General features: G+C 52.3%; 9 protein-coding genes and 2 pseudogenes. All 11 read right to left on the bottom strand.

Annotated features, from left to right (window positions below; translation table 11 throughout):
* Window positions 1-81: 81 nt before the first annotated feature.
* Window positions 82-274 (bottom strand): annotated as a pseudogene (locus ACLD4F_RS11350) (hypothetical protein).
* Window positions 253-324: pseudogene (locus ACLD4F_RS11345) on the bottom strand (DUF2474 family protein); the annotation flags it as partial. The pseudogenes ACLD4F_RS11350 and ACLD4F_RS11345, both read right to left, overlap by 22 nt.
* Window positions 324-1334: a cytochrome d ubiquinol oxidase subunit II gene (gene cydB / locus ACLD4F_RS11340; RefSeq protein WP_000151047.1), complete on the bottom strand. Its 1011-nt coding sequence runs from the start codon at window positions 1332-1334 to the stop codon at window positions 324-326. The gene cydB and the pseudogene ACLD4F_RS11345, both read right to left, overlap by 1 nt.
* Window positions 1331-2734, bottom strand: a complete 1404-nt coding sequence (locus ACLD4F_RS11335; RefSeq protein ID WP_001749091.1) for a cytochrome ubiquinol oxidase subunit I — start codon at window positions 2732-2734, stop codon at window positions 1331-1333. The genes cydB and ACLD4F_RS11335 overlap by 4 nt, the downstream gene beginning before the upstream one ends.
* Before the next feature lie 115 nt (window positions 2735-2849).
* A complete protein-coding gene (ssaA, locus tag ACLD4F_RS11330) occupies window positions 2850-2951 on the bottom strand; it encodes a small effector SsaA (RefSeq protein WP_000934834.1) in 102 nt (33 codons plus the stop codon).
* 276 nt (window positions 2952-3227) lie between these two features.
* Window positions 3228-6200, bottom strand: coding sequence for a type III restriction-modification system endonuclease (locus ACLD4F_RS11325; protein ID WP_077916001.1), 2973 nt, complete (start codon window positions 6198-6200; stop codon window positions 3228-3230).
* A 9-nt stretch (window positions 6201-6209) separates the two neighbouring features.
* Window positions 6210-8168, bottom strand: a complete 1959-nt coding sequence (locus tag ACLD4F_RS11320; RefSeq protein ID WP_024156807.1) for a site-specific DNA-methyltransferase — start codon at window positions 8166-8168, stop codon at window positions 6210-6212.
* A gap of 188 nt (window positions 8169-8356) precedes the next feature.
* On the bottom strand, window positions 8357-9610 hold the full coding sequence (locus ACLD4F_RS11315) for an MFS transporter (RefSeq protein ID WP_023261494.1): 1254 nt from the start codon (window positions 9608-9610) through the stop codon (window positions 8357-8359).
* A gap of 291 nt (window positions 9611-9901) precedes the next feature.
* On the bottom strand, window positions 9902-10096 hold the full coding sequence (golB, locus tag ACLD4F_RS11310; protein ID WP_001159470.1) for a gold resistance metallochaperone GolB: 195 nt from the start codon (window positions 10094-10096) through the stop codon (window positions 9902-9904).
* A 77-nt stretch (window positions 10097-10173) separates the two neighbouring features.
* The gene (golS, locus tag ACLD4F_RS11305; RefSeq protein WP_001020583.1) at window positions 10174-10638 is read right to left on the bottom strand and encodes an Au(I) sensor transcriptional regulator GolS; all 465 of its coding nucleotides are present in this window, start codon (window positions 10636-10638) and stop codon (window positions 10174-10176) included.
* Between the two features lie 11 nt (window positions 10639-10649).
* Window positions 10650-12938: a gold/copper-translocating P-type ATPase GolT gene (gene golT / locus ACLD4F_RS11300; protein ID WP_411010845.1), complete on the bottom strand. Its 2289-nt coding sequence runs from the start codon at window positions 12936-12938 to the stop codon at window positions 10650-10652.
* Window positions 12939-13156 lie beyond the last annotated feature (218 nt).

The raw sequence follows: 13156 nt of genomic DNA, 5'->3' as shown, positions 1-13156 counted from the left end.
ATCTGCGTTATACCAGAGCGTTAGCCACTGTGTAACCATATCACTGCGGCCCGGGAACGACAATAAAGATGAGAATAATTATCAACCGCTATTGAGGGGAGAGATAAGGCGAACAAAGGTGATCGATAAACGCCGATCTGTCGATAAAAACGCGCTTTCGCGAGAGACGAAAGCGCGTCCGGGGGATATCAGTCAGGAGCGAAATCCTGCGGAGGTCATGAGCAGTCTGAATAACATTCCGACGCCCGCCAGCAGAAGCACGCTGGCGCACCATATCGCGACCATCCATACGACTCGCCGCGACCATTTTTTCACTTTAACCATCAGTGATATCCCTCTCCATGTCGCACTTTTCCACGGAAGACGTAGTAGCTCCAGAAGGTATAAGCCAGAATAATCGGGATGATTATCAGCGCCCCAACCAGCATAAAGCTTTGACTTTGCGGCGGCGCGGCGGCGGCATACAGCGAAATATCCGGTGGAATAATATTCGGCCAAATACTGATGCCTAACCCGCTGAACCCCAGAAAAATCAACCCTAGCGTGAGAATAAATGGACGCGCATGGGATTCTGGTTTTTTCACGCTACGCCATAGCCAGACGCTAAAAGCCAACACCAGCACAGGCACCGGCAGGAAGTAGTATAAATTGGGCAGCGTGAACCAGCGCTCGGCGATGTCGTCGTGGGTGAGCGGCGTCCACACGCTGACGCCTCCCATCACCAGCAACAAGACGATCAACAACGGGCGCGACAGCGCGCACATCCGGCTATGCAGCGGATCTTCGCTTTTCATAATCAACCAGGTAGCGCCCAGCAGCGCGTAGGTGACAACCAGACCGACACCGCAGAACAGATTAAACGGCGTCAGCCAGTCAAGCTGCGAACCGCTAAAGGTTCGCCCTTCCACTTGAAAACCGCTCACCACCGCGCCCACCACAACCCCCTGGGCAAAGGTCGCCAGGATTGACCCGACGATAAAGGATTTATCCCAGAACGCGCGATGCGACTCGGTGGCTTTAAAACGGAATTCAAAAGCGACGCCGCGAAAGATAAGACCAAGCAGCATAACCACCAGCGGGATAGTCAGCGCGTCGGTGATGACGGCATAAGCCAACGGGAACGCGCCAAAAAGCCCGGCCCCGCCCAGCACCAGCCAGGTTTCGTTCCCGTCCCATACCGGCGCGACCGAGTTCACCATAACATCGCGATCGTGTTTATCACGAATAAACGGAAACAGGATACCGACGCCCAGATCGAAACCATCCATCACGATATACATCAGCGTGGCGAACACGATAATAGCAAACCAGATAACCGGAAGATCGATGGTCATTCGCGTTTCTCCTGCTCAAGCGATTCTCCCACGGCAGAGATAGGACGCGCGGGTCTGCCATCGGTTTCAGCGGTCGGTGTCTCCGCCGGCTGCGGCCCTTTCTGGATAAGGCGAATCATATAAATATAGCCAACCCCAAAGACCAGGGAATAGACCACAAAGAAGGCCAGCAAACTGATGCTCATCTGCAAGGTGCTGTGCGCGGAAACCGCATCACGCGTTCGCAGCAGGCCATAGACCACCCACGGCTGACGTCCTACTTCAGTCGTCACCCATCCGGCAAGGATGGCGATAAGCCCGGACGGCCCCATCCACAGCGCAAAGTGCATAAAGGGCCGCGAATGATACAGTCGGCGTCGGTAGCGTAGCCACAGGCTGGCCAGCCCCAGGAAGATCATCAGTACGCCCATGCCCACCATCAGACGGAAAGACCAGAACACCACGGTAGAGTTGGGGCGATCCTCTTTGGGATAATCTTTTAGCGCAGGCACCTGTTTGTCCAGGCTATGCGTCAGGATCAGACTGCCCAACGCCGGGATCTCAAGCGCATAGCGGGTCCGTTCCGCCTCCATATCCGGCCAGCCTACCAGCGTAAGTGGCGTTGGCTCGCCGGGCGTATTTTCCCAGTGCCCCTCAATCGCGGCAATTTTGACCGGCTGATACTTCAGGGTGTTAAGGCCGTGCATATCGCCAATCAATGCCTGAACGGGCGCCACTACGACCGCCATCCATAACGCCATCGAGAACATACGGCGGATAGCCGGCGTATCGTTACCTTTCAGTAAATGCCAGGCTGCGGACGCGCCGACAAACATCGCGCTACTTAAAAACGCCGCAACGGACATATGCAACAGGCGATACGGGAACGACGGGTTGAAAATCACCGCGAACCAGTCCACCGGGACCACCTGACCGTTGTGAATTTCAAATCCCTGCGGGGTATGCATCCAGCTATTAGACGCCAGAATCCAGAACGTCGACATTAACGTACCCAACGCCACCATACAGGTAGACAAGAAATGCAGGCCCGGCCCGACTTTGTTCCAGCCAAAAAGCATCACGCCTAAGAATCCCGCTTCCAGGAAGAATGCGGTGAGCACTTCATAGGTTAATAAAGGCCCGGTGATACTGCCGGCGAACTGGGAGAAACCGCTCCAGTTCGTTCCGAACTGGTAAGCCATGACCAGACCGGAGACCACGCCCATCCCGAAGTTGACGGCAAAAATTTTGAGCCAGAACTGATAGAGCGAGCGCCAGACAGGATTACGCGTTTTTAGCCATAAACCTTCCAGTACCACCAGGTAACTGGCTAAGCCAATCGTAATCGCGGGGAAAATAATATGAAAAGAGACGGTAAAGGCAAACTGGAGTCTCGCTAAAAAGAAGGCATCAAACTCCATGTTCCCTCCCGTTTATATATAGTCACTTCGTGTAAAATATTCACTGTTCGCAACCAGGTTGAAACGAAACGGTTATTTCCCCAAACGTAAAAACGTCGGGGAATATCCAGATAAATTACGATTTTTTTTGCGGCTGGCTGTCAGGCTTATCGCCCGACTCTGGCGCTTCGGAGGGGTCGTCTTTTTCGACTGCGAAACGGTAGTATCTATTTAGCATAACATGTCTCCCTTAGTTACATTCAATTGGCAATATCTACCTGGCCGTTATAAAAATAACGGCAAAACAAAAAAACAGAGTCCTCAAGACTATTTGCAATTTCAGCAAAATACGCTTAGCTGAAAGTTAAGAATAGACGTAAAACGATAACCTTCAAGTCAACGCGGTTTACGGGACGGGGGATTAGCACAGGGAGAATGACCGCAACGCTCGCTGCGCGGCGGCCATTTTATATGGTCTATCAAAAAGATAACCGTTAAGGTCCATTCAAACCCGTTAGTTTACCTTCCCCTCAATCAAGCCATTGATCGTAGAAAATACCGCCGGCGCGCTGGTCGCTTCCGCAAACTCGACATTGATATTTTGCCGACGCAGCATATCGAAGAATTTACGTTGCGCATCAAGAATAACCTGATCGCCTACGCGCATATTTTCTGCTTTAGTTTCAACCAGTAAATAAACGCTGTCGGCGTCCTGACGCTCAATACGGTACACAAAATCCGGCGTAGTAGAGCCTCCCGTATATTTGGGGATCTGAATGGCCCGCTTAGGCAGTTTGCCAAACACAGAAACCTGTTGCGGATAATCGTATTTTAATAGCGGCAATTCTGGATCGACGCTGTCATAACGCAACGGCGGTATTTGATAGAGAGAACGGGGATCGTCTATCGCATTCTCGTCCACATTTTTCCCCACAATTTCAGCGCTAATCTCCTCTCTGAACTGCCGTGCCGTGGAATCAAATACCGACGTTGAAGCCTGAAAATCGAGAGGCAGATAATCGTGGCGCTGCGCAAAATGCGCATTAATCCGCGTCTGTAATGCGCGGGTCATATTGTCCAACGAGATCTCGCTTAAATAGCGTGAATCTCCGTGCAAAACATCACGCAGCATCGCCATTAACACCGGGTGCAGGACGTTAACCGGCAGACTGGTGCGTAACGCCAGTTGCTTAAGAAAATGGCCATATTTCATGCCCGCCATAAATTCGCTGGCGGCTAATTCGCCTTCCCGCTGCGCCACTTCAAAACGGCCATTATCTTCATTCGATACCAGCCGTTGTTGCACCTGGCTTGGCTTCTGGCGAATATACAGCGCCGGATCGCGCAGCACCTCGGCGGCAATTTGTTCCAGAGAAGCGCCGCTACGCTCGAATTGCAGCATATAACGGCGGGAAAACTGCTCCCAGATACTGCTAAGTTGTTCCCAATTCTCTTTGCGTAACCTGACTCGCAGCCGGGAGGCGGGCTTATTGTCACGAATGCGATCCGCTCGCACCCGCGCCTGCGTCAGCTCAGGGTAGAACTCCAGTAGCCACGCAAAACCACTTTTGGTTTCCCCGTTAAGCGTGACGCTGGGTTTAAACTCATTACTCCGGTTGATCAGTTTTTTATCATCCAGATCTTCCAGCAAACGAAGCTCCGTAAACGCAGGATCGACTTTTTGCCGCTCGGTGACGATGAGAGTGATCATCGCCTCATCCAGTTTCTGCTCGTTAAGCTGAACTTTGCTGTCGCGATTAATCTCATCAACCAGCATACTGGCAAACGCTTTTTCATCATAACCAATCAGAAACGACAGTCGGGACGGCCACTCTTCCTGATGAACGCGATGGCCGTTTTCATCTACCGGTAGCCGCAGGCCGCGCCCCACTTCCTGAATTTTGCTCGACTCGCTACCGGAAGAACGTAATTTAGCAATGACAAAAACATTCGGGTTATCCCAGCCTTCGCGAAGCGTCCATTTTGAAAACAGAAAGCGGCGCGTTTCCCAGTTGCCGTGATGGTCTGAAAAACTGAGCAACTTCTCTTTATTTTTCAGAATATCATCTACCTCAGCCTGGATCGCCTCATCGCCGCTTCCACGGTCTTCGCCAAAGTAACCAGCGTGGACGTTTTGGTTATCCGAGTGCAGGCTGGCGAGCGTGGCCTGCAGAAACGACAGATACTCCACTTCTCGCGGCAGGGTCTTGCGCTGATAATCGTCAATCAGTTGCGTCAGTTTCTTTTTCAGCAAACGCTCAAAAGTGACTTTCAACCAGCCTTCGTCATCACGATAGCTTTTAATACTGTCAATAAAGAAAAGGCTTAAGGTCTTAATACGCGGGGCATTATTTTCTGGCTCATTGCTGCGTAAGAAATTTGCCTGCTCGGTGTCAAAATGCTTATCAATGGCGTCCTGAATAATCAGTTCCTGGTAGCTCGCGCCAAAGGTTCCTGGCACCAGCGCCATCCCTGCCTCCAGCTCCAGATCGTTCGACAACATTTTACTGCCGGCATATTCGATACTGCCTTCAAATCCTGCATCGACATCGGCGAGATTTTCGCCCACGCCAACCTCGGCAATTTTGCTCCCCCGTCGGAGGATTAATTTCTTTGCCGTGACGCTGTCAACGATATAACGATTGTTGGCCTGTTCTTCGGGGAGATTCGGGTAATAAATATCAATACCTTTCACCAAACCATCGTTAAAACTGTCCACCGCGTTGAGATCAAACTGCGGTTGCCGGCGATAGTAATCTTTACGTACACATTTATTTTTACCCTTACCTTCGACAATATCCGGGAAGGTAGCGCCAAAGCGGACGATCATTTGCGGCTGAATAGCCTGAATCGCTCGATAAAATTTGTTATCTCGCGCAAAACGATGCGGTTCATCAATAATGACCACCGGTCGCGTCATTTGCAGCCCTTTAACAGGCGACGTCAGCCCGCCCAGTAGCGTTTGATCGTAATCGTCTCGCGTCATACTGGCGGAATTGAGCATTTGCGCATTGATCAGCAAAACCTGAATCGTATGGCTATCACGACGGCTGGCATCAGTAAAACTTAATAACTGGGCCGGAAAATTTTTACGCCCCGACTTTACTTTAAAATCACCGGCGTTAATGGTGCAAAGTTCCATCCGCGTATTTTCGTAGAACTGTGAAAAATGCTGTCTGGCGTAATCGCTGGTGATAAAGTTCCGCGCGCCTTCTTTAATGGCTGGCGTCGGCACCACCAGCACAAATTTGAAGAGGCCGTAGTTCTGATGCAGTTCATACATCAATCGGGTATAGACATAGGTTTTGCCCGTCCCGGTCTCCATTTTAACGTCAATATTGGCCTTATCGTCGTAACGTTCCTTAATCAGCGGATTAGCATAGTGATTATGATCGGCCTGCGCGTGATCGATACCGGTGAAACTCGCCAGAATCGCCGCTAACGCCTGTTCCTGATGGGGAAGTTCTTCCAGTAAAATATTCATCATCATCCCCTCTTAATAACGCTTCACCAGGTTCACTTTTTGATCAAGCTGTTTTAAGCCGATTTCCAGTTCACGAATGGATTCAAGGTCGAAAGAGTAGCCGTAAATGACAATAGTCTGAACCGGAAGCTGGTGCGTACCAATGTGGTTGAGAAGATCGCGGGTCTGCTCTGTTCCCCATCGTTCATCAATCAGATACAGGCGCGTATTATCAACATACCTGGCGCAATAGCCGGAAAAATCAACGGCCTGTACGTCAATATCCATTTTATAACCATCGGCGACCAGCCATGTCGTTAATAAGGTCTCTTCGCCGCTTGCGCCGCCCGGCACGCCCAATCCTCTGGCGGAAAAAGGATTGATCATGTCGGTAAATCCTGACTCGGTGAAAGCGGCCAGTTGACCGCTGGTATTGATAAAATGGCCGGTAGCAATATCGAAGCTATCCAGATCGTCCAGCGTCTGCTGTGTCGGAGTGGCAAAACGATAATGTTTAAAACCGAGGTCGCTATTGGTCGCGGGATTGTTGGCGCGGATCTTCGCCGCAACGCGTGTAATTCGCTCGCGGCTGATTTCATCAATAGTGTTATAACCTGCTTTTTTCGCGATAGTGTTATTGCTTAATGCCTGATCGATAGTACACAGAATAAACGTGCGCTGCCCCCCATCTTCTTCATTCAGCGCCATTACTGCATGGGCCGTGGTGCCGGAACCGGCAAAAAAGTCCAGAACGACGCCGTCTTTATCAATAGCGAGCTTGATGATTTTCTTCAATAATGCGGTCGGTTTCGGCGTATCAAAAACGTTGTCGCCGAAGAGATCCAGAATCTCCTTTTTCCCCTCTTTATTCGACGCGACGTTATCCCAGTAATTGGTCGTTGGTTGCCCTTTACTGTGATGCGCGTACATGACTCGCTGGGGAATACCGCCGTTATCTTTGCCAAAATAGACCAGATTATCGGCCACCAGTTTTTGGTAACTGGCTTCAGGATAAGCCCATAGTCTTTCGTGTACCGTACCGTTCGGCGTGGTAATTTTATAGGTATAGCCGCCGCCGCTTAGCCCTTTTGACACCGTTAACGGCACCGGCCGCCATTTCCCTTCTGGAAACTGTTCGGTCGGTTCTTTATAGGATTTCTGAATATACTCTTTAGAAAGCGGTTCTAAACGTAAAGCGCCCTGACCGGTTTTGGCATAAACAAGAATGTATTCCCCCTGGATGGAAACGTTATCAGAGTCGTTAGAAATCTCTTTTTTGCGCTTCCACATCACATTGGTGACAAATCCGCCTTCGCCAAAAATCTCATCCATCATTAATTTAAGATTGGCGTACTCATTATCGTCGATAGAGATAAAAATAAATCCGGTATCTTTCAGGAGCTTCCTGGCCAGGAAAAGACGCGGATACATGAAAGATAACCACGCGGAGTGCGTCGATTTACCCTGAATGGATTTTAAACGTGCCAGTTCAGTATCATTAAGACCAAACATATCCTGCAACGCCCGATCGCTATATTCAAAATGATCGGGATAGACAAACCCGTCCGATCCGGTGTTATAAGGGGGATCGATATAGATCATATCGACGGTATCGGCGTAATTATTTTGCAGATGGCGTAACACATCCAGATTATCTCCGGTCAGAAAAAGATTATGGCTATTTTTATTTTCTGCCAGAGTATTGTGTTCCACGTCAGGAACGATAACGGTAACGGATTTTTCACCCGCCTGTTTTTTTGCGTAATCTTTGCCAATAAAATCAATCTGATAACCGCTAGTCAGCTCATCAATATTACGCGCTTTCAGCGCGCGCTCAAATTTGGCGAGATCAAATCCGCCTTTCGCGATCAGTTCGCCCTGCTCGTTATAGCGATCGGCGGTAAAAAATTCCGGTAATGCACGTTGTAACTCAGACAGAAAGGCGCTATTCGGGGCAACAGACTCGTTGTGTTTTTGGTTATCTTTCAACATGATATCTTCGCTCCGTTGACAATTTTAAGGTCCAACAATCAATTTCTTATAAAGAAAAAAGTAAGCGATGATTGTAATGGTCACGAAAGGCAGATGCCATCATTAACCTTTGTTGTTCGTTGAAAGGGCGTGAAAACGACGGGGGGAAGGCGTGCTCCCGGCGACAGTATGCGCCAGGAGCGTAGTGTTTACGTGCGATGACTGATGGCCGACTCAGGGAGGGTGTCGCTATCTGTACCGGAGATGACGACTCCCCGGGTCTCGCGACCAAATGCCACAAATACACAGATTAAAATAGCCACCGCGCCAGCCACGATCGCCATTGCCAACCCGTAATTGCCACCATGCGTTTCCGCGATGCGGGCCTGTAACGTCGCATTAACCGACGCCAGTAAATTACCGAGTTGGTAAACAAACCCTGGCAGTACAGCGCGCGCATTCGCCGGAACCAGCTCGTTTAGCCAGGTCGGTACGACTCCCCAGGCGCCCTGCACCATAAACTGCATCAGGAACGCGCCCAGGCCAATCGTGAATGATCCGCTGGAAAATGCCCATAGCGGGAGTACCGGAAGCGCAAGAAAGGCGGCGATCATGATCGCTTTTTTACGCCCAATACGTTCCGATAGCGTACCGTAGAAAATACCGCCGAGCATGGCGGCAATGTTATAAAAAATCGCAATGATACTGATCAGATGCGGATCAAAACCATGCTGCATCTTCAGGAAGGTAGGATAGAGATCCTGCGTGCCGTGACTGAAAAAGTTAAAGAACGCCATGACCAGCACCAGATACAGACACAACTTCCACTGCTTGCGCAGAACAGGAAGCAGCGCGGTATTCTCTTTACGCGCTCTGGCCGCCAGCCAGACGGGGGATTCCGGCACTTTAAACCAGATATAAGGCAGCAAGACAACAGGCAGGGCGCCAATCAGGAACATACCGCGCCAGCCTACCATACTGTAGAAGAGGCCAAAAATAACCGAGGCGAACAGATAGCCGCAGGGATAGCCCGCCTGAAAAATGCCCGACATCAGGCCACGCGAACGATCGGGAATGGTTTCCATCGCCAGTGATGACGCGACGCCCCATATCCCGCCCATCGCCACGCCGTACATGACCCGAAAAATCAGAAATGCCATGAAGGTGGGCGACCAGGCGGAAAGCAGTTCAAACACCGTAAAGAACAGAATATTGAGCATCAGTATCGGTCGACGTCCGTACTTTTCCGCCATTCGACCAAATAGCAGCGCGCCAATGGGACGTACCGCCAGGGTCAGCATAATCGCAATGGAAACGTCCGATACGGAAGCGTGAAACCATTCGGCGAGATCGCTAAGTACAAAGACAAGGATAAAGAAATCAAACGCATCCAGCATCCAACTGGTAAAGCTGGCAAACGCCACATGTCGTTGTGTCGTCGTCCAGTTCAGGGGGGTGTACATAGGTAGTGTCCTGCATCAAAAAATAACATCAAGCTTTGAAGCGGCGAAACGCTGGAGCGCTCCCGTCGTCAAAGCGACGTAACAAGGTAGCGTTGCGCTACTTATTTGTTATCTTTTTGTATATAGCAGGTAAAATGTTAGCAAAAATAGACAAATCATTACATATTATTAACAAAGCTTACTGGCACATGATTTGTCACATTTTTTATGGGGATTATCTCACGCAAAGAAAAGCGAAGCGTGGCTAGCGTATCGCGACCGGCCTGTCGCCAGACCGATCGCCATTGACGATTACCTTTCGCGCGGCGGGAAACCGGCCTTTTGCAGGGCGGCGGCAATCTGCTCCGCGGATAGCGACGTTTCAACGTCAACCAGACGCGTCGCCGGGTCAGTTCTCACCGTCGCATTAGCATCGAGAGTCAGAATCGTCTTTTTTACCGTACTGGCGCAGCCGCCGCAGGTCATGTCATCAATATGGAACTGCATGGTGAACTCCTTTTGTGTGGGAACTGTTGCCAGTCTGGGCCTTGCCAGTGTTGGAAGGTCAAGCGTAATCTCAGGACTTACAGACGCTTTGCCAGTCCGTGGCGACGAGGACGGCGCAATACCGCTCCGGTACGCGCCTCCGGCTCGCTATCGTCAGGTTGTCCAAGCGTATGCAGAATGGGGCAATCTGGCAGCGCGTCGCCGGCGCAGCAGTGAATCAGCGCTTTGAGGGTTTGCGCCATGTGCTGCATGTTCTGGATACGTCTGTCCAGTTCATCAATGTGCGTCTGCGCCAGGCGTTTGACGTCAGCGCTTTGCCGCGACTGGTTATTCCAAAGATTCAGTAAGTCGCTGATTTCAGCAACTGAAAAGCCGAGGTCGCGCGCGCGGCGTATAAAATGCAATTGATTAACATCAGCCTGGGTATAGGCCCGATAGCCGGAATCCGTCCGACTTGCCGCGGGAATCAGACCAATCTGTTCATAGTAGCGAATCATTTTGGCCGAGACTTTCGATGCTTTAGCTGCTTTACCGATGTTCATGACGCTCCTCCTCAGGTCGTGGATGTGTCGGATGGGGTTGCCATCGGCGCCCGGAAACGGCGCAGCCGCAAAGCGTTGCCCAGCACGAACACGCTCGACATCGCCATCGCCCCTGCGGCGAATACCGGGGACAATAATATGCCCCAGACCGGAAATAGCGCGCCTGCCGCGACAGGAATCAGCGCCGTATTGTAAGCAAAGGCCCAGAACAGATTCTGGTGGATATTGCGGATGGTCGCTTTAGACAGCGCGATAGCATTCGGCACGCCTTGCAGGTTGCCGGACATTAGTACAACGTCGGCGGATTCCACCGCCACATCGGTGCCGGTGCCAATCGCCAGCCCCACGTCGGACTCCGCCAGCGCTGGCGCATCGTTGATGCCATCGCCGACAAACGCCACCTGCCCATACGCCGCTTTCAGGCGCCGTATCGCCTCGACTTTCCCTTCCGGCAATACCTCGGCGACCACGTCATCAATTCCTAACTGTCTGGCGATAGCCTGTGCCGTGCGGGCATTATCGCCAGTGATCATGGCGACCTTAATGCCGAGCTGATGTAAAGCGTTAATTGCGGCGGGTGTGCTGGGTTTGATCGGATCGGCCACGGCGATAATCGCTGCCAGTTGACCGTCAATAGCCGCATAGAGCGGCGATTTCCCTTCCTGCCCTAACCGTTCGGCGGTGGTGGCGAAGCCGCTAATATCCACGCCAATTTCGCGCATATAGCGATCGGCCCCCACGTCAACACGCGTACCGTCAACGGTAGCGTATACGCCCATCCCGGTCACCGATTCGAAGCCGTTCATGCCTGGTAGCGCGATCCCTTCCTCTTCTGCCGACACGACAATCGCACGGGCAATCGGATGCTCTGAACGCGATTCTACCGCCGCGACTTTCGCCAGCACCTCACGGCGCTCAAAGCCGCTGGCCACGTCGAGATCGGTCAGTACCGGGCGGCCTTCGGTAAGCGTCCCGGTTTTGTCTACGGCCACCACCTTAGCGTCTTTGAGTAGCTGTAACGCCTCCCCCTTACGGAACAGCACGCCCATTTCCGCCCCACGACCGGTTCCCACCATAATAGAGGTCGGCGTCGCCAGGCCCATCGCGCAAGGACAGGCGATAATCAGAACCGCAACGCCATTGATTAGAGCGAAAGTCAGCGCTGGCGACGGCCCAAACGCCAGCCATACCACAAAGGTCAGCGCAGCAATAAGCATTACCATTGGGACAAACCACAGCGTCACTTTATCCACGACGGCCTGAATCGGCAGTTTTGAACCCTGCGCCTGTTCCACCAGACGAATGATTTGCGCCAGCATGGTCTGTCCGCCGACGGCGGTCGCCCGCAGTGTGAGCGCGCCTTTTTGGTTGACGGTACCGCCCACCACCGCGCTTCCTGCGGATTTCTCAACCGGTATCGGTTCGCCGGTAATCATCGACTCGTCAACGAAGCTGCGGCCTTCGGTCACTTCGCCGTCAACCGGTATCCGCTCGCCTGGCCGAACCTCCACACAGTCTCCCAGCACAACCTCGTCGACAGGGATATCCACGATGCGGCCCTCGTGTAACACATGCGCGACTCGCGCCTGTAGCCCCACCAGACGTTTAATCGCTTCGGAAGTCCGCCCCTTCGCCCTTGCCTCCAGAAAGCGCCCCAGCAGAATAAGCGCGACAATCACTGCGGCGGCCTCGTAATAGACGTTTACCGTCCCTTCAGGCAGCAGGTCGGGCGTAAAGGTCGCCACCAGCGAGTAGCCGAACGCCGCTGCGGTTCCCACGGCGACCAGCGAGTTCATGTCCGGCGCCAGACGCGCCAGCGCCGGAAACCCTTTAAGGTAAAAACGGCGACCGGGGATCGTCAGCACCAACAGGGTCAGTGCAAATTGCCAGAACCAGCTTTGTTGCAGGCCAATCGTTTTTATCACCCACTCGTGCATACCAGGAATAAGGTGCGAACCCATTTCAAGCACAAAAACGGGGAGCGCCAGCACGCTGGCGAGAATCAGATCGCGCTTCAGCCTGACGCGCTCGGCCTCTTTTTTCTCTTCAGAGTCGTCTTCGCCCTGCCCCGCCGTCTCTACCGGTCGCGCCTCATACCCCGTTTTTTCAATCGCCGCGATCACCGCCTCCGCCGACGCCGTCCCGCGGACGGTGGCGCGCTCCGTCGCCAGATTCACCGTAGCGTCCGTTACGCCAGGCACAGCCTTAATACCTTTTTCAACGCGAGCGACGCACGACGCGCAGGTCATACCTTCAATAAGTAAGCTTATCGTGTCGTGACGATTTTCTGACTGACTCATGACGACTTCCCCATCCTGACTATTCGGTATCAGAAAGCCTAAAGCTTGCCATTGTGGGAAGGTCAAGCGTATTCAGGCTGCACGGTTCGGCGAGAATGTGAGATGGCTCATAAAAGAGGATGATGCGAGACATTTACGCCACGATGCCGACCTACATCCCGTAAAAACCCGCCAGGAACGCTTGACCTTTCCTTCGTTGTAACGCCTAGCCTTTGCCA

Source organism: Salmonella sp. 741265050_HSA, assembly GCF_046569445.1.
Classification (GTDB): domain Bacteria; phylum Pseudomonadota; class Gammaproteobacteria; order Enterobacterales; family Enterobacteriaceae; genus Salmonella; species Salmonella enterica.
The sequence above is the reverse complement of the archived record's forward strand: the minus strand, read 5'-3'. Positions and strand labels throughout refer to the sequence as shown.